This is a genomic window from Alteromonas sp. a30 (assembly GCF_026788005.1).
Taxonomy (GTDB): Bacteria; Pseudomonadota; Gammaproteobacteria; order Enterobacterales; family Alteromonadaceae; genus Paraneptunicella.
In genome coordinates this window covers 40,151-62,457 of the sequence record NZ_JABEPE010000017.1, presented here as the reverse complement: position 1 = coordinate 62,457, position 22,307 = coordinate 40,151, and the positions used below count along the sequence as shown (strand labels likewise).

The following is a 22,307-nucleotide window of genomic DNA, read 5'->3' as shown; positions in this document are numbered from 1 at the left end:
CTAAGCAGAATCAATGGCAGCAGATAAAACTCAGCAGGAAAAGGGGAGTAAATGGCGCGCTCTTTTCCTTATTTTTACCAATAAATCCCTTCTTCGACATATCGTAACAGGCTGCTTAAAGCAGATTGTTAACGATAGAATTGGCGTTACCGCTGGGCATTTGGCCTACGTCACTTTATTGTCTCTCGTGCCCTTTGTTATGGTTTTCTTTGCCATTCTTTCAGCTTTTCCTGCCTTCTCTGGGATCCGAGGGCAACTCGAAGCCTTTGTGTTTAGTAATTTTGTGCCTGCGGCAAGTGATGTCGTGCAGAAGTACCTAACAGAATTTGTTGGAAACGCCTCTGAAATGGGGGTCATCAGCATATTGTTTCTGGTGGCTGTTGCCCTACTGTTAATTTCAAATATCGATAAAGCGCTTAATCATCTGTGGCGCACTGTTAATCAACGGCGCGCTATTTTCACTTTTTCGATTTATTGGATGGTGTTGACCTTAGGCCCTTTACTGGTAGGAAGTAGCCTTGCTATCAGCTCCTATTTAGTCGGACTCAAAACATTTGCGGATGAATATACACCGGGTTTAGGGTCGCTATTTTTAAATTTAACCCCTTTTATCATTTCTTTTTTTATTCACTTCGTTTTGTACATGGTGGTACCCAATAAAAGCGTTAAAGCTTCTCATGCTATGGTGGGGGCGTTTTGTGCGGCAGTTTTATTTGAACTTGGTAAGAAGCTTTTTGCACTGTATGTCACTGGTTTTCCATCATATCAAGTGATTTATGGTGCGTTGGCCGCTGTGCCTATTTTGTTACTTTGGGTATATGTATCGTGGAATATTGTGTTGTTCGGCGCCATTGTTACAATTCAGGTGGGTAAGAACATGGAGAAGGAAAATGAAAAGGAGGAAAACAGCGTCACCGACCTCGATGACGCCTAAGCTTAGTTGCTATTGAGCAAGCTGATGAATTCTTCTGATTGTGAAATCGACAAATTCATCTCAGATATAAGCATCTGTATTTCTTTTTGAATTTGTTCTAACTCACCTTGCAATGCTCCAATCGCACTCGCGTTTAAGTTATGTTTCAAAAACAGCACATTGTCATTAAGTGTTGTTAATACTGGTTCCATGCTGGCTTCCGCTTTTCGCATGGCCCGTATCAACTTTGAATAACGGCGCTGGGTTGTTTTTAGTTGCTGCTCGCTTTTTCGTCTTAAACTTTCATTACTGTACTGAGTCAGTTCCTCTTCCCACTCATCAAACAACGCTTCAGCAACATTTTCGATGCTGTCAATTTTGTCGCCGACTCTATCTGCGCTGTCTTTACTGCTTTGATACTGATCTTTCAATGCTTCATAAGTATCTTGAAGTTCGCCACCATCGAATGAAATCAACGCGCTGAGTTGTTCTAACGCATCAGCAAATTGCTTTTGCGCGTCTTCCTGTGCAGATTTAGCAGATTCCACTCTGTCGGATAAAATATCGCGCTTCTCAACGCCTAACTTTTCCCATGCAGAGTAGTAAGCGGATTGGCAACCCGCTAAGAGCAGAGCAATAACGACGAATAATGTTCGCAACATAGTATAAGTGTACCTAAGGTGCATAACTATTGTATTTGGCAGCGTCAATAATAGACCAAATGTGGAAGATCGCCCCCACAGGCCAAAGGATGAAAAGAATGACAGTTGCCGCTAAACCGTAGCAAATAGCGGTGACGAGGAAGAACATAATTGCTCTTAATATTCGGCCTTGAACTAGTTGCCCTAATCCCGGGAAAAAGATATTACAGATTGCGGCAATAACATTGCCACCAGAACCTTGACTCGCCATAAAAACTCCTTTGAACTTAAGTCATCAATGTAGAATTTAGTGTTTCACTACATTGAAAACGCTAGTGTAATCTGGGCTCCTATACAAGCAAAAATTGGCCTTTTTTGTTAGATTCTTTGTCTAACTTCATGTGATTAATCATCATTTCTCAGTAGATGAGTAAACGTAAAGTCTTATCTGAAGCACGATGGCTATTGGGTTTCAGGTCAACGTTAGTGGGGGATTAGCATTTATAGTCGTAGGTGATTGAGAGTGAAGCGCACTGGTGTAAAAGATTGAGTGGAAGGAAAAAATGATCGCGTTAATACAACGAGTTAAACATGCCAAAGTAGAAGTAAATAATGAGATTGTGGGCGAAATAGGCGCTGGCTTGTTAGTGCTGTTAGGTGTGGAAAAAGAGGATGATGAGGCTAAAACCAAGCGTTTAGCTGAGCGAGTGGCTGGCTATCGTATTTTTTCCGATGAGGCAGGAAAAATGAACTTAAACGTGAAGCAAGTTGAAGGAAGTGTGCTTGTTGTGTCTCAGTTCACATTGGTTGTAGATACGCGCAAAGGCAATCGCCCCAGTTTTTCGAGTGGCGCCACACCCGAACAAGGGGAGCGATTGTATTGTGACTTTGTAGAGCAAATAAAAGCACAGGGCCTACTTTGTGAAACTGGGCAATTTGGGGCAGACATGCAAGTAAGTTTGTTAAATGATGGTCCAGTAACGTTTCAACTTTCCGTGTAAAAGTGAGCTTATTTGAGTTGTAGAATATTCATCAACTCAATATCAAGCTTCTCACAAAACTGCTGAAATTTTTGTGTGAAAGGGATTCTACCCAGTCGCCGTTTAGCAGCAATGAGAATTCGGTTTTTGTAAAAAGGGATGCTAAAAATAGCAGGTGTGTAACCACTTACTTTAAGTAGTAATGACTCTACATCTAGAGTTTGGATTTCGCCTAACGGTAGTAGATTAATAACGACAATTCCCGAGTCGTTTATAGCGTTGAAACAATTTTCGTAAAATGAGATGTCGTTAATAAAGTCTGGAGGAGCACTACCGGAAAATAAATCGACAAAAAGTAGGTCGATATCGCTTTCATGTTGTACGATGTCTTGAGCGTTCGCATGAACAATATAAGATTCTGGTGCCTCAATAGTGTCAGCAAAGAATTTCACGTAATAGTCGATGACGCGCTCGTCTAGTTCCGCTGAGCAAAAAGAGGCTGTTGGAAAATGATGATGGAAAAAGCGTTGTAATGCACCTCCACCTAATCCTAACTCGAACATTTTTTGTGGCTTAGTGTCTAAGTAATAAAGGCTGAGTAGCATTCCGTGTAGGTGAGGCAGAACAGGGATGTGTGGGTCAGACATATCCATAACCGTTTGTATCGTGCCTGAAATTTCCAACCATCGATAGTGTGCGTTTTGTTGGACTGACATGCTTTCTAAGTTGTTTTTTGAAAAATGTAAGATGTCGCCGGAACAGAGTTCTTTATCAATATTAAACAGAATAGGAATCACCCTTGTTTGTTATAAAGCGCCTTAATAATGGCACAATTTTGATCGGGGTAGGTTATATGAACCATTCCTTTGCAACGAGAAAGGTCCTTTGTGTATAAGATAAGTATTCCAAGTGATGAGCAAGACCTCAATGCTTATTTCCATTTTCGATGGCAAATTCTTCGAGAGCCCTTTAATTTGCCTGAAGGATCTGAGAAAGATGAGTATGAGACCGTCGCTGAACATCGTATGATCAAAGACGGTGAAGGTAATGTTATTGCTGTTGGTCGAGTGCACTTAAACACTCCCGAAGAAGCGCAAATTAAGCATATTGCAGTCAGTAATGATATGCGAGGTAAAGGCCTCGGTCAGATGATTGTTTTTGCGTTAGAAGAAGTCGCTCGGAAAATGGGGGTTGAGCGTATCGTGACCAATAGTATGGATACTTCGGTTGAGTTTTTCAGAAGTTGTGGCTTTGAAGTCCAAGAGCTTGGTCCTAAAGAGCTTGATATGCAACGACGTCAGCAAATGTTGAAAAAGTTAGCTCATCAAGGGGCTGTGCGGCTTCATCCAAATTGGTGTGAGGAATTACAAAAAACGTGGTACGAAACCATCCCTATTACTGAACATATGGGAATCAAACTGTATCAGTACACCGGTCATGCGCTTGAAGTCAGAGCATCATTAGGGCGAAACATTAATTTACATGGCACCATGTTTGCGGGAAGTATTTTTTCTTTAGCTACATTAACTGGATGGGGCATGATCTTTTTGCAAATGAAGCAAAAAGGATTGGCAGGTGAAATTGTCCTAGGTGATGCTGATATTCACTATCATAAGCCTGTGACTTCTGAACCTAGAGCTGTGTGTAATATTGAAACAATGTCGGGTGACTTTGAATACTTAAAGCGTGGAAAGAAGAACCGCTTGACGGTGACTGTGAAAATTCAGGATGTTGATCGGGCTGTAGCTGAATTTGAAGGTGTATATTGGATATTGCCGGAGACGGATTTAGAAGAGTAAGTTTGGGCTTACTACCTGTTTAGATAATAAAAAACGGTCCTAAGAGGACCGTTTTTTTATTTATGGAAATTAAAAAATTACTGAATAGCTTCTTGAAGCTTCTTCATTGCATTTTTTTCAATTTGTCTTACACGTTCAGCCGATACCTGATATTTATCCGCTAAATCTTGCAATGTTGTTTTTTCTTCAGCTAACCAACGTGTTTGAATAATATGTTGGCTACGCTCATCAAGCGTTTTGATAGCCGCATATAAGCGACCATGTGTATCTTTGTCCCAATCCGCATTAATTACAGCCGTTTCCACATTTTCAGATTTATCTTCTAAAAACTGGACTGGGGCGAAGCTGCCTGATTCGTCGTCATCTGCGGACAAATCAAATGCTTGGTCTTGGCTACTCATTCGGGCTTCCATTTGAAGCACTTCTTTTTCGCTAACACCAAGTTCGCTAGCAACGGTTTGTACTTCTTCTTGGCTAAACCAACCCAAACGTTTTTTGGCTTTGCGCAAATTAAAAAATAATTTACGTTGCGCTTTTGTTGTCGCTACTTTAACAATGCGCCAGTTGCGAAGAACGAATTCGTGAATTTCGGCTTTGATCCAATGAACTGCAAATGAAACTAAGCGGACACCAACTGTTGGGTCAAAGCGCTTTACCGCCTTCATTAATCCAATATTACCTTCTTGAATTAAATCAGCCTGTGGCAGACCGTATCCTGAGTAAGACTTAGCAATATGCACTACGAAGCGAAGGTGAGACAAAACAAGTTTACGTGCTGACTCTAAGTCCTCTTCTTCCCGAAGACGCGTTGCTAATTCCTTTTCTTCCTCAGCGGAAAGCATTTTGATGCTACTAACGTACTGCACATAGGCATCCAAGCTTCCTGTTTGAGGAACGCTTAAAGCCATTGATTGCATGTTTGTGCTCATTATATACCTCTTAAAATTACGCGCTCAAAGGTTAGCATAGCAGTGTAAACTTCGCCAATGATAATTCCGTGATACAAATATCATAGAACCTTAAGGAAAGGCTATTTCTTTCTCATAGTAGGCGTATTAAAATTATGCCCAATGGATTTCCGTATACATTACTACTGACTTTGTCGATTTAACGTTTCTTATATTTTCGTACAGTAGCATTAACATAAACTGAAGTTGAGCAGATTAATTCGAAAATTATTCTGCCTATAAAGGGTGAGTTATGTTTGCCTATGTAGCGCGTCAGGCGATATTAGACAGTGACTTAAATGTTCACGGTTATGAACTATTTTTCAGAGATGGCAAACGTAATAGTTTTCCAAATATCCAACCGGATGAAGCAACCTCTAAAATTATTACCAATGCCCATTTAACGCTGGGGTTGGAGGAAATTACAGGGGGAAAAATTGCTTACTTAAACTTCTATGATGATGTGTTGTTGAACCATTTCCCCGCTTCACTTGACCCAAAACAAGTCGTAATCGAGTTAGTGGAGTCAGCCCCCATTAATGATGAACTGATCGCATCCTGTCAGAAATTAAAAAACAAAGGGTTTCAAATTGCACTGGACGATCACGATTTTGATTTAAAGTGGGAGCCGTTACTGCCTTTTACCTCTCTGATAAAAATCGATATCACCAGTTTCTCTCCAGATAAATTTAAGCAACAAGCATCGCGTTACTTGCGCTTTGGTATTCGGCTTGTTGCGCAGAAAGTTGAAACTTACGAACAATTTTCAATCTGCAAAGAATTGGGCTTCGATTTATTTCAAGGCTTTTTCTTTGAACAACCAGAGATCATTAGAAAGCGGGAATTACCGGCAGCGAAGCTATCTCTACTTCAGTTGGTGTCCGAGAGCGCCAAAGTCGAAATGAACTATGATGTCATCAATAACATCATAGAACGTGAAGTTTCCCTGTCTTACATGCTTTTGCGATTTATTAACAATCCTCTCTTTAATAAACGCGAGAAGATAACTTCATTACGCCATGCTTTAAATTATATGGGGGCTTCAGAGGTGAAGAAGTTTGTTGCCTTGTTAGCGTTGGCTAATTTGGGTGAAGAAAAGCCACCTGAAGTTCTTAATTTGTCGCTTGTTAGAGCCAAGTTTTGTGAATTATTGGCAAAAGCGCGCGGTGACGATGAAAATCCGCCAAAAGGCTTTTTAGTCGGTTTGTTTTCGATGTTAGATGCGATGCTTGATCAAAAAATGGAAAATCTGGTCGCGAAATTGCCGATTAGTGAGGATTTAAAAGTCGCTTTATGCGGGCAGCACAATAACCTAAATTATTATTTGGAATTAGCGAAGACATTTGAACAAGCCAATTGGGGGAAAACTAAAAAGTTGGCAGCAATGCTCAAGGTAGATCAACGCACTTTGCACGGGCTTTATAATCAGTCCATAGTGTGGAGTAACTCTATGGTCGCCTGTATTTAAAAGGCTAATGTCGCATAGGTTAAGCTTATTTGGGTTCTATTTGGGCAACGTAACGTTTAACCGAAAGATAAGAACCAAGTAAACCTAAGCCAACCGAAATGGCTAGCATGCTTATTAAAATAGGAAAGTCTAAACCCCGTAATTGAAATGACTGGTTGTAAAGATTGATCACTCTATCGATGCTACTTCCCATCCACCACAAAATTAAGGCAACGGTAATCCACGCCATTATGCCGCCCAGCAATCCATACCAAAAACCGGTATACATAAACGGACGTTGAATAAAGCCATCGGTTGCGCCCACCAGTTTCATAACTAAAATTTCATCGCGTTTATTGTATATATTCAAGCGGATGGTATTGCCAACAGTTAATATCACGGATACAAACAGTAATACGGCAATTAGCGTAACTAACTCTTTAGCAATGGCAACAATTGCATGTAGCCGTTCTAGCCACTCAATATCTAGCTTACCGAGTTCCACCTCTCGTTCTCTGAGTAGCCTATCTAGTAGATCTCTGGCGCTATTGGGTTGGGCGTGTCGCGATGTGGGATACACCAGAATTACGTTGGGTAAAGGGTTGCTTTCTAAGTATTGTAAAGCATCGCCAAACCCGGATGTTTGAGTGAATTCGTCTAGGGCTTTATCTGCTGGGATGTATTCTAAACGTTTAATTTCGGGCCATGTTTTTAAGCGTTTAATGAGTTGTTCTATGTCTTGTTGGGCAATGTTTTCTTTTAAGAAAACGGAGACTTCCGAAGCTTGCTGCCAATCGCTGCTCACCCTGTCTAAGTTTTTGACAAGGACATAAAGCGCCGCAGGTAGGGTGATACTTAATCCTAGAACGGCTATGGTCATTAAAGACGCAAAAGGTGCACGAGTTAATTCACCTAAGCTGCTAACTGCTTGGCGCAGGTTATCGCTAAAGAACATGAATAACTTTTGCAGTTTTGATACTTTGATGCGCTGCGCGCCTTGATTACGTCCTTTAAATAACAGGCTCATGACCGTCCTCTTGCCAATTTTGCGTTAACCCATCGGTGATCATTTGCCCTTGTTTCAAGGTGAGCGTGCGATATTTCATACGAGCAATTAAGCCTAAATCATGGGTAGCGATAAAGACGGATCCGCCAGCCTGATTATAGTCTTCGAAAATACTCATGATTTCCATGGAAAGGGCAGGATCGAGATTCCCTGTGGGCTCATCAGCCAGCAAAATTGGCGGATTATTTACAATGGCTCTGGCAATGCCAACACGTTGTTGTTCACCACCGGATAACATCATAGGGAGGTTGCGTTTTTTACGTAATAAGCCAACACGGTGCAGTGCGGCATCGACACGTTTTTCAATTTGCTTACGTGTATAACCTTCAATAATTAATGGCAACGCAACGTTATCGAACACGTTTTTCTCCATTAGCAATTGATGGTTTTGGAAAATCATACCGATATCGCGGCGAATGTAAGCAATATCTTTACGAGTGATTTCGTTTAAATTATGACCATTGATATAAACGTTACCGACCGTTGGGCGCTCCATAATACTAATGAGCTTTAGCAGAGTGCTTTTCCCTGCGCCGGAATGCCCTGTGAGAAAAACGAGCTCGCCGGGAGCAACGTGAAAACTGACACGTCTTAATGCTTGCTGTCCGCCGGGATAGGTTTTGCTTACATCATCGAATTTAATCATAAAGTTGCATTAGTCTTCTTGCGTGTCGAACAGTGCGTCGACGAAATCTTTGCCATTAAAGGGGCGTAAATCGTCAATGCCTTCGCCGATACCAATGTAACGCACTGGCACACTAAATTTATCGGCAAGCGCGAAAATCACGCCGCCTTTTGCGGTGCCATCCAGCTTGGTTAAGGTAATGCCAGTTAAGCCAACCGCTTCGCTAAACAGATTGGTTTGGCTGATAGCATTTTGCCCAGTGCCAGCGTCGATGGTAAGCATGATCTCATGAGGAGCTTCTGGGTCGATTTTCTTCATCACCCGCACAATTTTCTTTAACTCTTCCATCAAGTGATTTTTATTTTGCAAACGACCCGCTGTGTCGGCAATAAGTACATCTACACCTTTGGCCTTTGCGGATTGTAAGGCGTCGAAGATCACCGATGCGCTGTCGGAACCGGTATCTTGGGCTACCACTGGAATTTGATTACGTTCGCCCCAAACCTTTAATTGCTCTACTGCGGCTGCGCGGAAAGTGTCACCTGCGGCGAGCATGACTTTTTTGCCTTGCGCTTGGAACTGTTTCGCCATTTTGCCGATGGTTGTGGTTTTACCCACACCGTTTACGCCTACCATTAATATGACATTAGGAGAGGCGTTTTCTTTTAACATTAAAGGTTCGGAAATCGGATCTAATAATTCGGCCATGTGCTGTTTTAGCATTGGGTATAGTGTATCTGCGCTTTTCAAATCACTACGTTTGGCTGACTCTATAAGCTTTTCGATAATTTGAGTGGTCGTTTCAACGCCTAAGTCGGCCATTAAAAGCTGGGTTTCCAATTCTTCGAATAGGTCATCATCGATCTTTTTACCTTTGAATAAATTGGCAAATCCACTGCCAATATTCTCTTTGGTTTTCGATAAACTGCGTTTTAATCGGCTGAAGAACGACGGTTTTTCTTGCGGTTGTGGTTCAACAGGCGCAACCTGCTCTGGCTCTGGCTCTGGCTCTGGCTCTGGCTCTGGTGCAATTTCAGCAATTGTAACGGGTTCTTCAGGTTCAACGAGCGGCGCTGTTTCTTCTGGTTTTACAGGATCTTGTTCCGGCTGAGGAGCTTGTGTCAATTCACTCTCAGATTTAGACTCGGCTAAAGGTTTGGGTTCGGTGGGCGTCGGCTGCGAAGGCTCAACCAGCTCAGTTTCGGGAGTAGCTTCTATTGCGTGTTCATCCGTCGAGGTCTCGACAGAAGGCTGAGCAACATCATTTTGAATATTGTCGTCATTTTTCTTTTTCTTGAACCAACCAAAAAACTTGGACATACGAAATATTAATCCTTAAAGGCGCGTGAGCTAGGTTATTAGTGAGCCATCGGGGTGCCTGTGCAGATGAAGGTTAAGAAACAACTTGCTACACTAGCGAACACTTCTAGAAAATGGCCAATCTGATCAAATCAAAAATTTTGTGGCCCAGATGATACCACAGGGGAACACACCTTCAATGCAGCACAGAAAAAAGCCTGCTCAACATACAAATTCAAAAGGAAAATCCGCACAAAGAATGGGCTCAATTCGTATTATTAGTGGTCAGTGGCGAGGTCGTAAATTACCAGTGTTGAGTGCAGACGGCTTACGCCCTACAACAGATAGAACTAAAGAAACGCTATTTAATTGGTTGATGCAGGATATTCATGGATTACGTTGTATTGATGCTTTTGCGGGGAGCGGTAGTTTGGGGTTTGAGGCTTTGTCGCGGGGGGCCAAAAGTGTAACATTCATTGAGAAGAATGCCGCTGCGGTTAAACAACTTAAGTCCAACATTAGCTTGCTTAAGGTTAACAATGAACAGGCGCAAGTGCATTTGGGTGAGGCTGCCGATTTTTTCCTACAATCACCGTCACAGGCATACGATCTTATTTTTGTTGATCCACCCTTTGGAAAGGGGTTAGTTGGGCCAACGCTAACGAAAATTGTGGAAAAAGGTTGGTTAACGCCAACCGGTTTAGTGTATGTGGAAATGGAGCAACCCGCTCCGCTTGCTATTGTAGAACCTTGGCAGCCACTAAAAACAAAGGAAACGGCAGGCTTTTGCTACCAATTGTTGCAGCTAAGCCCGGATTAGTGCGCCATATCTAGGCCGATATTACTCATTCCTTCCTCACGAACTAACGCGCGTAATGCGCGCACTGACTCTTTATTTCGGTCATGTGTTTTAACAAAATCCAGCACTTCTTGTTGTGTACTAATCTCCCACTGCATTAAAGGGTGAGCCTTAATGGCTGCACTTCGGTCTTCCGCTTGAATAACATCTTCGTCTGTAAATTCAATGAAGTTTTCAACGGTGCCTTGGGATAACTTGCTAACAACAACGGCACCTTGTTCATCCTCTTTATTGAGAAGGTTAAATACTGCGGTCATCGACATGGCGCAATCTAACGCTGGATAAACACCAAAATGCTCAAATTCGCTGGTATCTGGGGTAATTTCCTCCAGTTTCTCAAGCTGTACTGTGAGATTAATTTTGGTTCTCGGGTCAATGACCCAGCTCCAAAGTGTTTGTAGCAAGTTATCCATGACGGCACTATCGGCAAATCCCGTGGCACTGCAAAACAAATGATAGTTTGGCAACATACGTTCAAGTAAAGCACAGCTAAAGGCAACGGCACGCCATGAGTGAAGCTCTCTAACGTCTTGGAATAAAGTGAGTTTTTTCTTCAAGGGGAATCCTGCTCTAAAGTGGTATGGCATGAAAGTAAGATTGTTAGCGGCGTAGTCTAGGACAATTGCCCCCCAATGCAAAGAATCATTGATGAGTTGATAAAGCTGAAAAAAAGAGGGAATCTATCCTTGTATTTTGCTTATGCACAAATTGTGCTATCAATTAATAAGCGATTCAAAAGATAAGTCATGAAAAAAATTTGGTGAGTTGAATTACGAGAGGAAAATAAGAATGAGTTTAATGACTGTAGGTGAGGTTGCCGAATATCTCGGCGTTAAAGATCTGCGCGTAGAAAGGTTAGAAAGAGAAAGCTTGTTGCAGTCAAAAGAGCAAGACTCTGAAGGAAAGCCCCTGTTCGACCGGAAAGATGTTGAAAATTATAAAGTATTAGCAGAACGTCTTGGTGGTTTGTAAGGCCACACCTGCACAATCAAGGGGATACAAGTGTCCCCCCTCATGAACGAACTAAACTTTTAGTGTTAGGTTTTGTCACCTGCAATGAGTTTGGCGATCGTTCTAAACCCAAGTCCGGTTCCTCCTGCTGAGCGCTTTGCATTTGCGCTGTTAAAGAAGGCGTTTGCTAAATCAAAGTGTAGCCAACCTGCTCCGTTATTGGGAACAAACCGGGACAAAAATCCTGCGGCATTACTTGCACCACCAGCTCCGCCTCCTTTAACTGCTCGACTATTCGCTGTATCTGCGTAAGGAGATGGGCATTTGCCTTGATGGAATGGTTCAAGGGGTAATGGCCAGCCTGGTTCATTGAGCTGACGGGAAATACCTAAGGCGCGCATTTGCAATTCATAATCCATTGATAACAAAGCAAAGTAGTCATCACCTACTGCGACAGAAGCCGCGCCAGTGAGAGTGGCTGCGTCAATAATCAATGGGGCGCCGGATTCTCCCGCTGCCATTAGGCCATCTGCCAACACTAAACGACCTTCTGCGTCGGTGTTGAGAATTTCGACGCTAACGCCATTTTTATAAGTCAGTATATCGCCTAACTTGTATGCTCGTCCGTTAATGAGGTTTTCGGCACAGCATAAGTACATTTTGATGCGTTTTTGCAAGCCTTGTTGAATGGCAAGCCCAAGTGCTGCTGCTACCGTTGCTGCACCGCCCATGTCACATTTCATGAAAGACATGGTTTCGCTGGGTTTAATGCTGTAGCCGCCGCTGTCGTATGTGATGCCTTTACCCACCAATGCAGCGGAAACAGGAGCATTAGTATCGCCCGTTGGATTGAAATCAACTTCCAGCATGACGGGAGGACGGTCGCTGCCTTTCCCGACGTTGTAAACGCCAATCCAACCCGCTTCTTCTAATTCGCTACCAACCCAACGTTGAAACGAAATGTTGTCACCCGCTAATGTGCTTAGCCAACTTTGCACGCGGTCGCATAGGCTTTCTGGGTAAATCTCATGGGGACCACCATTAACTAGATTTCTAGCAAAGTGGTACGCACCAAACTGCACTTCTAAAGCCGCTTTATCATCATTGTTACACCAATCAACACTGCTTTCCTTTTTCGGATTATCAAAACCCATAGCAAAAGCCCATTGCTGGTCCATTTTCCAATCGCCTTCAAGTACCGCTTGTGCGCATAAACCATCTAATTTTCGTGCGGCTTTTTGAATGCTGTCGAGTTGATTAGATTCTTTTAGGTGGATAGTTGCAGAAGATGCGTTAAAAGAGAGCAAGGCATTTTCACCCCATTGTGCTTCGGCTGGGGCTGTAGAAAGAAAAATTGAAAGTGTTGACATTGATTAACCTTATCGAATCAGAGTCTAAAAGTGGCGTAAAGAATATCTGAGTCCCAAGGTGGCATCAAATCTAGTCTATTATTGTTGTACGATCTTGCATTGATTTAATCGTCGCTTCCTGTATTTTTTACTGTCCGTTTTTAGGTAAAAAGCCTTTTCATGAGGTAATAACAGACAAATGCAGTTTGAAGGGAAACTATTACAAGGCACATTAATTAGTCGCTACAAGCGTTTTTTCGCCGATGTTGAGTTAGATAATGGGGAAGTGGTAACAGCGCATTGCCCCAATACGGGAGCAATGACGGGTTGTGCGATTCCCGGGAGTCGTGTATATCTATCGGGACACAACAACCCTAAAAGGAAATTAAAATTCACCTGGGAACTGGTGGTGAATGCACAGGGTGAATGGATTGGTGTGAATACCGGAAAGGCGAATAAGATTGTTGAAGAAGCCATTCTCGAGGGAAAAATCCCCGATCTAGCCAAGTATGAGCAGGTGAGTCGTGAGGTAAGATATGGACAGGAGAACAGCCGAATTGACTTGCTGCTTCAAGGGGCAAATCAAAAAGACTGTTTTATTGAAGTAAAGTCGGTGACATTAAAACAGGATGGTTTAGGTTATTTTCCGGATGCGGTCACGGCGCGCGGACAAAAGCATTTGCGCGAGTTGGCAAGCATTGCACATGAGGGAAGCCGTTCAATCCTTTTCTTCTGTGTACAGCATTCAGGAATACAAGAAGTGAATATTGCTGAACATATTGATCCCAAATATGCGGTCTTGATTCAAGAGGCTGTGGCAAGTGGGGTGGAAATTGTTGCTTGGCAGTGTGCAATGACTCCAGAAAAAATTGAGTTAAATCAGCGGCTTTCAGTTAATGTGTAGTGTCGCTTATTGATTTTTAGGAAAATGCAGCCATATTCAGCCGTCTTGAAATCGCGCACAGCATATGTATGTCACTATGTTGAAAACGCTAAAGGGTGTAATTCTTGCTACTCAGCAGGCTTTCTGCTATAGATAGCGCCCTTAAGCTTTTAAGCTACTGTATTGCAGTGTAGGAGAATTGGCCTATGCCAACAGACAACAATACGAAATCATTAGGGTTACTAGCACTCGCCGGGTTACAGCCATACCAAGAAAAGGACGGCGAAGAGTACATGAATGCGGCTCAACTTGAGCACTTTCAAAAGATTCTTGGCGCTTGGCGTGACCAGTTGCGTGAAGAGGTTGACCGCACGGTACACCATATGCAGGACGAAGCTGCTAATTTCCCCGATCCCGTGGATCGCGCTGCTCAGGAAGAAGAATTTAGCCTTGAGTTACGTACCCGAGATCGTGAGCGTAAGCTCATTAAAAAGATCGAAAAAACACTTAAACGCATTGAAGAAGATGATTTCGGATTCTGCGATGCATGTGGCATTGAGATCGGTATTCGTCGATTAGAAGCTAGACCCACTGCGGACTTATGTATTGACTGCAAAACGCTAGCCGAAATTAAAGAGAAGCAATTGCTTGGCTAAGCGGTTCTTTAATTTGAGATACAAAAGCTGCTTCGGGCAGCTTTTGTTGTTTTTACCCATATCGTAAATGTTATAAAAACGTCATTAATGTCGCAGCCTTCTCCCCTTAATATAATTCAACCCGACGAATATCGTGGTCGATTCGCACCATCGCCTTCCGGCCCTTTGCATTTTGGATCGCTAGTGGCCGCTGTGGGGGGCTATTTGCAAGCTAAAGTGAATAAGGGTAAATGGTTTTTGCGAATTGATGATATTGATCCGCCAAGACAAGCTGCCAGCGCAATTGATGATATATTAACGTGTTTGCAAGCACATCACCTTGATTGGGACGGCGAGGTTTTTTATCAAAGCCAGCAAACAGAGGTCTACGATAAGGTACTCGCTTGGTTGAATGAAAATGGCTTAAGCTATTATTGCCAGTGCACACGAAAACAAATTATGGCAGAAGGTGGTACCTACTTAGGACATTGTCGAGACCGTAATCTGACACCAGTCAACGAAGTTATTGGGGCAGATGGTCATAGTCAATATTCCTTGCGTTTTTTGAATGAGGTGTCTTCGTTATCATTCCATGATGAATTAATGGGAGACATCCGTTTTCCAGAAGATGTATCAAGTGAAGACTTTATTATTAAACGCAAAGATGGACTATATGCTTATCATTTGGCATCGGTAGTGGATGATATTCAGCAAGGCATTACCGAAGTCGTGCGCGGAGCGGATTTACTGTTTCCAAGCGCTTGTCAGATGGCGTTGTATCGTGCGCTTGGGGCGTCAGTGCCCAAAATGTTGCATTTGCCTGTTGCTGTGTTTTCTGAAGGTCGAAAATTAAGTAAACAAGGTCATGCAAAAGGGCTAGATAATAAAAAGGCATCTTTAAACTTGTATTTGGCTTTGGCGTTTTTAGGGCTTCCTGTTCCTAAAACATTAATGCATGATACGCCAGAAGTCATTTTGCAATGGGGACAGGACAATTGGCTTATAAATAGGCTCTACGCTAAACCAGAAAGAGCCATGCCAATGTTTTTAGCAGAGTATCAGGTAAGTAACTTTAGCTACTAAACTCTGAGATAGAAGGTATGTTGGTGGAGGGTGAAACCATTATTTCCGGGATGATAAAAAAAATAAAACAAGTGCTAACCGATGATCACGGTGGGCGATCCGGCGATTTTTCTGCTCAGGCGATAATATTAGAACCAAAAATTATTCCTCGCTCTGAGCACAGTATTTCTCGTGAAGACATTAGCGCTAATGCGTTGAAAGTGCTTTATCGTTTGCACAACAGTGGTTATCAGGCTTATCTGGTAGGCGGTTGTGTGCGCGATCTCCTGCTTGGTGAGCACCCCAAAGACTTTGATGTCGTCACCGATGCAACGCCGGAACAAATAAAAGGCTTATTCCGTAATTGTCGCCTAATTGGGCGCCGTTTCCGGTTAGCGCATATAGTGTTTGGTCGCGAAATTATTGAAGTGGCAACATTCCGTGGGCACCATGAACCGCAAGCCACAGAAGATAAAGCAGGCAAGAAAACAACGAGCCACCTTAATCAACATGGGCAGCTTGTTCGAGACAATGTGTTTGGTAGCATAGAAGAAGACGCCGAACGTCGCGACTTTAGCTTTAACGCCATGTACTACAACATTGCGGATTATTCGATAACTGACTTTGCTAACGGTCAAGATTCCCTCTCTAAACGGGAAATTCGTATCATTGGTGATCCTGAAACACGTTATCGGGAAGATCCTGTTCGCATGTTACGCGCAGTTCGATTTGCCGCTAAACTCGGCATGAAAATTGAGGAAAATACCGCAAAACGTATTCCAGAATTAGCACCGTTATTAGCGAATATTCCGGCCGCGCGACTGTTCGAAGAAATCTCCAAGTTATTGCTATCCGGCAGCGGCTTAAAAACGTTTCACTTACTAGATGAATATAAGCTTTTTGGGCAACTATTCCCGCAACTGCAACCGTTTCTTGATAATCCCGAAGGGCGAGAGTTCAAGATGTTGGAAAAAGTGCTCAGCAACACTGACAACAGAATAAATAGCGGATTGCGTATTACTCCTGCTTTCTTTTACGCCGCGTGCTTATGGTTTTGTGTGGAAGAGCGTCAACAGCAGCATATTGCCGAGGGGGGGCTGCCACCTTTCGACGCATTTAATTTAGCCATAACCGATGTACTTGCAATCCAAATGCAGCGCATCATGATCCCTAAACGGTTTACCACGCCTATCCGTGATATTTGGCACCTGCAACAGCGCTTGAATCGACGCTTGGGCCGCAGGGCTTATATCACCTTGGAGCATCCTCGTTTTAGAGCTGCATATGATTTCTTGTTAATTCGTGCTGAAATTGAAGGTGGCGAGCTAATCGAGTTAGCACAATGGTGGACCGAGTTTCAGTCTGCTTCACCGAGTAAGCAGAAAAAACTACAGAGCGATGTTCGTAACAGTGAAGGTTTTCAGGATAGACGCCGTCCTAAACGTAGACCAAAAAAACCATCGTAATGCCTCTTGTTTATATTGGAATGGGCAGTAATTTAAGTGAACCTGCCCTGCAACTTCAAGATGCATTAACTGCCATGAACAACATTCACCAAACGTCGGTGGTGCAAGTATCGTCGTGTTATGGCAGTAAACCAATGGGACCTGCTGAGCAGCCCGATTATGTAAACGCTGTTGCAGCCTTGGAAACCTCGCTTTCAAGCATGGCGTTGCTACAAGCGCTTCAAAAAATTGAGCTTCAACAAGGACGTGTTCGTAAGAAGGAACGCTGGGGACCAAGAACACTCGATCTTGATATTCTCCTGTACGGAATGGAAATCATTAATGAACCAGATTTAGTTGTACCTCATTACGGTATGAAGCAACGGGAATTCGTGATTCATCCATTATTTGAAGTGGCACCCGATTTAACGCTGCCATGTGGTACATCTGTGGCAGCACTGCTTAAGTGCATTCCTCACAATGGTATAAAAAGACTCCCATATAAAATTGGCAATCATATTTAAAATCCGTATAGTGCGACTTTTGTTTGAATGGGGCTAGAGATGAAAAAAGTCACAACATCCACGTTAAAGAAAATGAAACGTGATGGCGACAAGATCACGGTACTTACCGCATACGATGCTAGCTTCGCTAAACTATTTGACGAGCAAGGTGTTGATGCAATCCTCATTGGGGATTCGTTAGGTATGGTTTTACAGGGTGAAGATAGCACCTTGTCTGTTACGACAGATGACATTGCTTATCACACCCGCGCCGTAAAATTAGGCGCTGAACGAGCGTTAATTGTAGCTGACATGCCGTTTATGTCTTACGCCACCAAAGAAGTGGCGTACACTAATGCTGCAACGCTAATGGCTGCCGGCGCGCACATGGTCAAAATCGAAGGTGGAAGTTGGTTGCTGGAAACCGTTTCTGGCCTCGTTGAGCGTGGGATTCCCGTTTGTGGTCACTTAGGTTTAACACCTCAATCAGTGAATGTTTTTGGTGGCTTTAAAGTGCAGGGCCGCTTGCCAGAGCAAGCCCAGAAGATGATAGACGATGCCAAAGCCTTGGAAGCCGCAGGTATCCAAATGCTAGTATTGGAATGCGTCCCCTCTGCATTAGCCGCAGAAATTAGCAAAAGTATTGATGTTCCCGTTATTGGTATTGGCGCAGGTGCTAACACCGATGGGCAAGTATTAGTGATGCACGATATGTTTGGTATTAGTGCCAACTACATGCCTAAATTCTCTAAAAATTATCTCGCAGAACATCATGATATTCGTGCTTCAGTAAAGGCATTTATTGAAGAAGTTAAAGCCGGTACGTTCCCCGGCCCAGAACACAGTTTTGAATAAATTATGCAAGTCATTTCAGATATTCTTCCCTTAAGGGAGCAGCGCCGTCAATGGCAAATTGAAGGCAAAGTCATCGGGTTTGTTCCTACTATGGGGAACTTGCACGAAGGGCATTTAGGGTTAGTCCAAGAAGCGAAAAAGCACTGTGACGTTGTGGTTGTGTCGATTTTTGTAAATCCAATGCAATTTGGCCCAAATGAAGACTTAGACGCTTACCCTCGCACTTTGGAAAACGACAAAAAGTCATTAGAGGCATTAGGCGTTACCACGTTGTTTACACCAAAAGTAGACGATATTTACGCACGCGGCTTAGAACAGCAAACGTTTGTAGAAGTGCCGGGGTTGTCTTATATGATTTGCGGAGCAAGCCGTCCCGGGCATTTCCGTGGTGTCGCGACTATTGTGTGTAAATTGTTCAATATGGTACAGCCAAACCATGCGTTTTTTGGTGAGAAGGACTTCCAGCAGTTACAAATTATCAAGGGAATGGTGCATGATTTATCCATGAACCTAACCGTGCATGGCGTACCAACTAAGCGTGAAGAAGATGGACTCGCCATGAGCTCGCGCAATAACTATTTAACGCCAGAAGAGCGAGCTATCGCGCCTAAAATATATGCGAATATAGTTGGGTTGGGGGAAGAAGTGAGAAAAGGTCGACGTGATTTTCTCGCTCTTATCGCAGAATACAAAGGCAAGCTAAACGCGGTAGGTTTTAAAGTGGATTATATTGAAATTCGCTCGGCCGACACACTATTACACCCGAGTCACGAAGAAACAAAACTTGTTGTGCTGGTGGCCGCTTTCCTTGGTAAAACAAGGCTCATCGACAACATCCAAGTAGACTTGTCTTAATTAAAACGCAAGCACCTAGGATGCTAAATAGTATTCTAGGTGCTTTTGCAATAATTTAAATTCAATCGGCTTCGATAGATAATCATTCATTCCTGCCTGTAGGCATTTTTCTTTATCGCCTGACATCGCATTAGCTGTTAAAGCAATAATCGGAACATCTGTATACTCGTCACCAGCTTCGCCCTCGCGAATTTTCCCTGTAGCGGTAAATCCATCCATTTCAGGCATCTGGCAATCCATCAATACTAAGTCGTAGTGTTTCGGGTGAGCCTGTAAATGCTGTAAGGCCAACATACCGTTTGACACTGCGGTGCACTGATAACCCATATTTTTCAGCATGTTAGTGATCACTTCAGTATTAATACAATTATCTTCTACGACCAAAATGTGGCCTATATCACGATGCTTATCTGCAATAACCCTCTTTTCAGGTTTATCACGTGGGAAAAGGCTTGTTGAAAGACTCACTGGAGTAACGGTGTATGGGCAGGCGTAAGTAAAGGCATTGCAGTATACAATTTCTGAATGCTGATTAACGGTTGTTAAAACAACAACTGAATTGCCTTGTTCAACAAATCGTTCACAAACATCTTTTGCCTGTAAATAATGTTCGTAATCAATGAATAGTAGGTTTGGAGTCGATGACTTAATTCCTTGAACTTGTTCGAATAATTGAGGAAGTTGCTTAATATCATGGACTTTCACCAAACGAGCCTGCCATGAATGTAACAAAGGTATCAACCCAGGTTCATTATCCAGTTCAATGCAGCAAATAACCCGGGTGAAGAGCTGACGCAGATCCAATTCGTACGCACTTGGGTGCTGTGTCATTCCAACCTCAATATGGCTATGGAACTCACTACCGCCTTGTTCAGTGTCGTTGATCGTGATTCCACCTTGCATTAATTTGCATAAGCGGCTGGCAATCGATAACCCCAACCCCGTTCCACCAAACTTACGTGTGGTCGATGAATCAGCTTGCGTGAAAGGTGAAAACAGCTTTTGCTTCTGCTCGTCAGGAATACCAATGCCTGAATCTTGCACAAAAAAGTCAATACGAACATGGCTTGAGACGGGTTGCGAATGGCAAATGACTTTAACAAAACCCGTATCGGTGAACTTAATAGCGTTACCCAGCAAATTCGTGAGCACTTGCCGAATACGAAATGGATCGCCAAACACCCAATCTTGTTTTATCCCCGATGCGTCAAAATATAGCTTGATTCCTTTATTTTGGGCAGTGAGCGAATGAAACTCAACGACTTCGCTCAATAGCTCTATTAGGCTAAACTCTTTATTTTCAAAAGAAATCTTGCCCGCTTCCACCTTAGAAAAGTCTAGAACGTCATTAATTAAGGACAATAACGAGTGGGCGCTAGATTTTGCAATCGACACACGATGACTTGCATCAAGTGACAAATTGTCTTGCTCGAGTAGTTCCAACATTCCCAAGACACCATTCATCGGCGTTCGAATTTCATGGCTCATTGTTGCTAGAAACTCAGACTTCGCTTTGTTTGCAGCGTTTGCGGCTTCTAATGCCAACTCCAGTTCTTGGGTTTTCTTATGGACTAAATTTTCTAGGTTAGCATTGAAGCTTTCCAAATCTTTATTCGCGTTGTTGAGGGAAACGATCATTAATCGAAGTTCTTTCGAGAAGTTCTGGATAACCGGCTGAATTGCATTGATCTCGGTTAAGAAGGACGGTGCGAGGTCCAATTCCAGTTTATCGTAAGCTTTATTTTTGCTGACGCTTAACAATTTCCTTGTGAGTTCTGATAAGGGGTAGGAGAGCTTTGTGGAAATGTTGGTCGCAATGAAAAAACACAAGAATGTGGATAAAACCAAAAAGAGTAACGAGCCTAGTACATAATCAGCAATTTCCTTTTCATAATATTCTCGCGGGATGAAAGAAATCGCCTTCCATCCCAAGATCTCACTGGTTGTGGCATTTAACAAGTAGTGAGCTGAATTTTCGTTATCGATATAAAAGGTTGTTGGTGCAGCTAAAAAGCGCAGCAAATCAGAATCATTAAGGTTTTGCATGTAGCTAAATGGCAACATAGCGGAGCTGTAAATAACTCTATTGTTGTTATCTAAAATAGCTAAGGTTTGAGAAGCATCTATACGCTTTTTATCAACCAGCTTCAGTCGTTTAAGGTTCAAGGATGCTTCAACAATTCCTTTAAACGCGCCATCTTGAATAATGGGCGCTGAAATGGCGATGATGGGATCAGTGCCAAACCCGCGACCTTGAAACACATCAGAAACATAAGGTTTGAGTGTGCGTTTAGCTTCCTTAAAGTAGGCCCTGTCTGAAACAGAGGACGTTTTAGGGGTAATTTGCGCTAACAGCTTTTCGGGGGACGTAGCAATTAAACGTCCATCTGAATCCGTCACTAACATAGTAAGAATATTAGGGTTGAGATGAGCGGTATTATTTAATAGCACTGCCCAATCCACTTTCTCAGATTCAGCATAAATTCGGGCATTAAGTTCCACCAGTTTGGTGTGTATATCGACATAATGCTCTAACTCATCGACGGTAGAGAGTGACTCTAATGATAAATCTTGGTTAATTTGGTGTAGGCGATTTTCTTGGTAATTGACCAACCAAAAATAGGTGTTAATAAAAACCCCAACACTTAAGGTGATCAGTATCAGCATGGAAATAAAGTGCTGGAAGGATAGTTCAACTTTCCAATCAGAAATAACTTTGCGGCTGAAGGTTAGCGCTAAAAGATACCCAAAAGTTGTGTTAAGTACACCGTTAACAAAATACTTAACAACGATGGCTTCTTTAGTTGCGTGGATGTAAGAGCTTAGCCAAAAATACTCAATTGCAACGATGGTAATACCGATCGTACACCAATACACAATCCCCCATAGCAGGGCGTTTTTCTTGTTTTTTCTTGCATAGGCAATTGAAAGCACTTCGCCCAAAAAAGGTAAAATAGGGAAGAAGTGGCTCCAGTTTGCGTACAGCATCCCCGCTGAAATAACAGAACACACAACGCCATAACGCCAGCCCAAAAGCAATGTAACCGCGACAGCAATCACATTACCAAAAACCAGTTCCGCTCCTGTAAAAAAAGGAATGGGGAATAAGTTAGCAATGGATGCGCCAAGCACACATAGAACGAACAACAGAACACGGCTTATTTGGAAACGGAAGATTCTCTCCACCAAAAGC

At 42.9% G+C, this 22,307-nt stretch carries 23 protein-coding genes; 13 read left to right on the top strand and 10 right to left on the bottom strand.

Annotated elements, in window-relative coordinates:
* Positions 1 to 13: 13 nt before the first annotated feature.
* Complete coding sequence (locus HJG39_RS15330) at positions 14 to 934, top strand: virulence factor BrkB family protein (RefSeq protein WP_268410340.1); 921 nt, start codon at positions 14 to 16, stop codon at positions 932 to 934.
* Positions 935 to 936: 2 nt separating this feature from the next.
* Here the strand turns inward: HJG39_RS15330 and HJG39_RS15325 are convergent, their stop codons facing one another.
* Positions 937 to 1,575 (bottom strand): DUF2959 domain-containing protein, encoded by a 639-nt coding sequence (locus tag HJG39_RS15325; protein ID WP_268410338.1) that lies wholly within the window; start codon positions 1,573 to 1,575, stop codon positions 937 to 939.
* A gap of 13 nt (positions 1,576 to 1,588) precedes the next feature.
* Positions 1,589 to 1,825 carry a hypothetical protein gene (locus HJG39_RS15320; protein ID WP_268410336.1) on the bottom strand — a complete coding sequence of 79 codons (237 nt, stop codon included), beginning with the start codon at positions 1,823 to 1,825 and terminating at the stop codon, positions 1,589 to 1,591.
* Between the two features lie 292 nt (positions 1,826 to 2,117).
* Here HJG39_RS15320 and dtd point away from each other — a divergent pair, with 292 nt between their 5' ends.
* Positions 2,118 to 2,555: a D-aminoacyl-tRNA deacylase gene (gene dtd, locus HJG39_RS15315; RefSeq protein ID WP_268410334.1), complete on the top strand. Its 438-nt coding sequence runs from the start codon at positions 2,118 to 2,120 to the stop codon at positions 2,553 to 2,555.
* Between the two features lie 8 nt (positions 2,556 to 2,563).
* Here dtd and HJG39_RS15310 read toward each other — a convergent pair whose 3' ends face one another.
* Positions 2,564 to 3,250, bottom strand: coding sequence for a hypothetical protein (locus HJG39_RS15310; protein ID WP_268410332.1), 687 nt, complete (start codon positions 3,248 to 3,250; stop codon positions 2,564 to 2,566).
* 171 nt (positions 3,251 to 3,421) lie between these two features.
* Between HJG39_RS15310 and HJG39_RS15305 the strand changes: the two genes are divergently transcribed.
* Positions 3,422 to 4,333 (top strand): bifunctional GNAT family N-acetyltransferase/hotdog fold thioesterase, encoded by a 912-nt coding sequence (locus HJG39_RS15305; protein ID WP_268410330.1) that lies wholly within the window; start codon positions 3,422 to 3,424, stop codon positions 4,331 to 4,333.
* A 77-nt stretch (positions 4,334 to 4,410) separates the two neighbouring features.
* On the opposite strand, the gene rpoH is transcribed toward HJG39_RS15305, so the two are convergent.
* Positions 4,411 to 5,262, bottom strand: coding sequence for an RNA polymerase sigma factor RpoH (gene rpoH, locus HJG39_RS15300; RefSeq protein ID WP_268410328.1), 852 nt, complete (start codon positions 5,260 to 5,262; stop codon positions 4,411 to 4,413).
* Positions 5,263 to 5,533: 271 nt separating this feature from the next.
* Here rpoH and HJG39_RS15295 point away from each other — a divergent pair, with 271 nt between their 5' ends.
* On the top strand, positions 5,534 to 6,748 hold the full coding sequence (locus HJG39_RS15295; protein ID WP_268410326.1) for an EAL and HDOD domain-containing protein: 1,215 nt from the start codon (positions 5,534 to 5,536) through the stop codon (positions 6,746 to 6,748).
* Positions 6,749 to 6,773: 25 nt separating this feature from the next.
* Here the strand turns inward: HJG39_RS15295 and ftsX are convergent, their stop codons facing one another.
* From ftsX to ftsY, 3 genes are read right to left on the bottom strand one after another with little or no spacing between them, the layout of a single operon-like run.
* The gene (gene ftsX, locus HJG39_RS15290) at positions 6,774 to 7,754 is read right to left on the bottom strand and encodes a permease-like cell division protein FtsX (protein ID WP_268410324.1); all 981 of its coding nucleotides are present in this window, start codon (positions 7,752 to 7,754) and stop codon (positions 6,774 to 6,776) included.
* A complete protein-coding gene (gene ftsE, locus HJG39_RS15285) occupies positions 7,738 to 8,439 on the bottom strand; it encodes a cell division ATP-binding protein FtsE (RefSeq protein ID WP_268410322.1) in 702 nt (233 codons plus the stop codon). The genes ftsX and ftsE overlap by 17 nt, the downstream gene beginning before the upstream one ends.
* A gap of 9 nt (positions 8,440 to 8,448) precedes the next feature.
* Positions 8,449 to 9,738, bottom strand: coding sequence for a signal recognition particle-docking protein FtsY (ftsY, locus tag HJG39_RS15280; RefSeq protein WP_268410319.1), 1,290 nt, complete (start codon positions 9,736 to 9,738; stop codon positions 8,449 to 8,451).
* Positions 9,739 to 9,916: 178 nt separating this feature from the next.
* Between ftsY and rsmD the strand changes: the two genes are divergently transcribed.
* Positions 9,917 to 10,537, top strand: a complete 621-nt coding sequence (gene rsmD, locus HJG39_RS15275) for a 16S rRNA (guanine(966)-N(2))-methyltransferase RsmD (protein ID WP_268410317.1) — start codon at positions 9,917 to 9,919, stop codon at positions 10,535 to 10,537.
* Here rsmD and HJG39_RS15270 read toward each other — a convergent pair.
* The gene (locus tag HJG39_RS15270; RefSeq protein ID WP_268410316.1) at positions 10,534 to 11,133 is read right to left on the bottom strand and encodes a YjaG family protein; all 600 of its coding nucleotides are present in this window, start codon (positions 11,131 to 11,133) and stop codon (positions 10,534 to 10,536) included. The genes rsmD and HJG39_RS15270 overlap by 4 nt on opposite strands.
* A 232-nt stretch (positions 11,134 to 11,365) precedes the next feature.
* On the opposite strand from HJG39_RS15270, the gene HJG39_RS15265 reads away from it, so the two are divergent.
* A complete protein-coding gene (locus HJG39_RS15265; RefSeq protein ID WP_268410314.1) occupies positions 11,366 to 11,548 on the top strand; it encodes a MerR family transcriptional regulator in 183 nt (60 codons plus the stop codon).
* Between the two features lie 65 nt (positions 11,549 to 11,613).
* Here the strand turns inward: HJG39_RS15265 and pepB are convergent, their stop codons facing one another.
* On the bottom strand, positions 11,614 to 12,897 hold the full coding sequence (pepB, locus tag HJG39_RS15260) for an aminopeptidase PepB (RefSeq protein WP_268410312.1): 1,284 nt from the start codon (positions 12,895 to 12,897) through the stop codon (positions 11,614 to 11,616).
* Between the two features lie 178 nt (positions 12,898 to 13,075).
* On the opposite strand from pepB, the gene sfsA reads away from it, so the two are divergent.
* From sfsA to panC, 7 genes are all read left to right on the top strand, one after another.
* Positions 13,076 to 13,780 (top strand): DNA/RNA nuclease SfsA, encoded by a 705-nt coding sequence (gene sfsA, locus HJG39_RS15255; protein WP_268410310.1) that lies wholly within the window; start codon positions 13,076 to 13,078, stop codon positions 13,778 to 13,780.
* Positions 13,781 to 13,965: 185 nt separating this feature from the next.
* On the top strand, positions 13,966 to 14,415 hold the full coding sequence (gene dksA / locus HJG39_RS15250) for an RNA polymerase-binding protein DksA (protein WP_268410308.1): 450 nt from the start codon (positions 13,966 to 13,968) through the stop codon (positions 14,413 to 14,415).
* 87 nt (positions 14,416 to 14,502) lie between these two features.
* Entirely contained in the window at positions 14,503 to 15,477 is a 975-nt protein-coding gene (gene gluQRS, locus HJG39_RS15245; RefSeq protein WP_268410306.1) for a tRNA glutamyl-Q(34) synthetase GluQRS, read from the top strand.
* Between the two features lie 143 nt (positions 15,478 to 15,620).
* Positions 15,621 to 16,922 (top strand): polynucleotide adenylyltransferase PcnB, encoded by a 1,302-nt coding sequence (gene pcnB / locus HJG39_RS15240; protein WP_268410375.1) that lies wholly within the window; start codon positions 15,621 to 15,623, stop codon positions 16,920 to 16,922.
* Complete coding sequence (folK, locus tag HJG39_RS15235; RefSeq protein WP_268410304.1) at positions 16,922 to 17,425, top strand: 2-amino-4-hydroxy-6-hydroxymethyldihydropteridine diphosphokinase; 504 nt, start codon at positions 16,922 to 16,924, stop codon at positions 17,423 to 17,425. The genes pcnB and folK overlap by 1 nt, the downstream gene beginning before the upstream one ends.
* A gap of 39 nt (positions 17,426 to 17,464) precedes the next feature.
* Complete coding sequence (gene panB, locus HJG39_RS15230; protein ID WP_268410302.1) at positions 17,465 to 18,259, top strand: 3-methyl-2-oxobutanoate hydroxymethyltransferase; 795 nt, start codon at positions 17,465 to 17,467, stop codon at positions 18,257 to 18,259.
* Between the two features lie 3 nt (positions 18,260 to 18,262).
* Positions 18,263 to 19,114 (top strand): pantoate--beta-alanine ligase, encoded by an 852-nt coding sequence (gene panC, locus HJG39_RS15225; RefSeq protein ID WP_268410300.1) that lies wholly within the window; start codon positions 18,263 to 18,265, stop codon positions 19,112 to 19,114.
* 15 nt (positions 19,115 to 19,129) lie between these two features.
* Here the strand turns inward: panC and HJG39_RS15220 are convergent, their stop codons facing one another.
* On the bottom strand, positions 19,130 to 22,300 hold the full coding sequence (locus HJG39_RS15220; RefSeq protein ID WP_268410372.1) for a response regulator: 3,171 nt from the start codon (positions 22,298 to 22,300) through the stop codon (positions 19,130 to 19,132).
* Between the last annotated feature and the right edge of the window lie 7 nt (positions 22,301 to 22,307).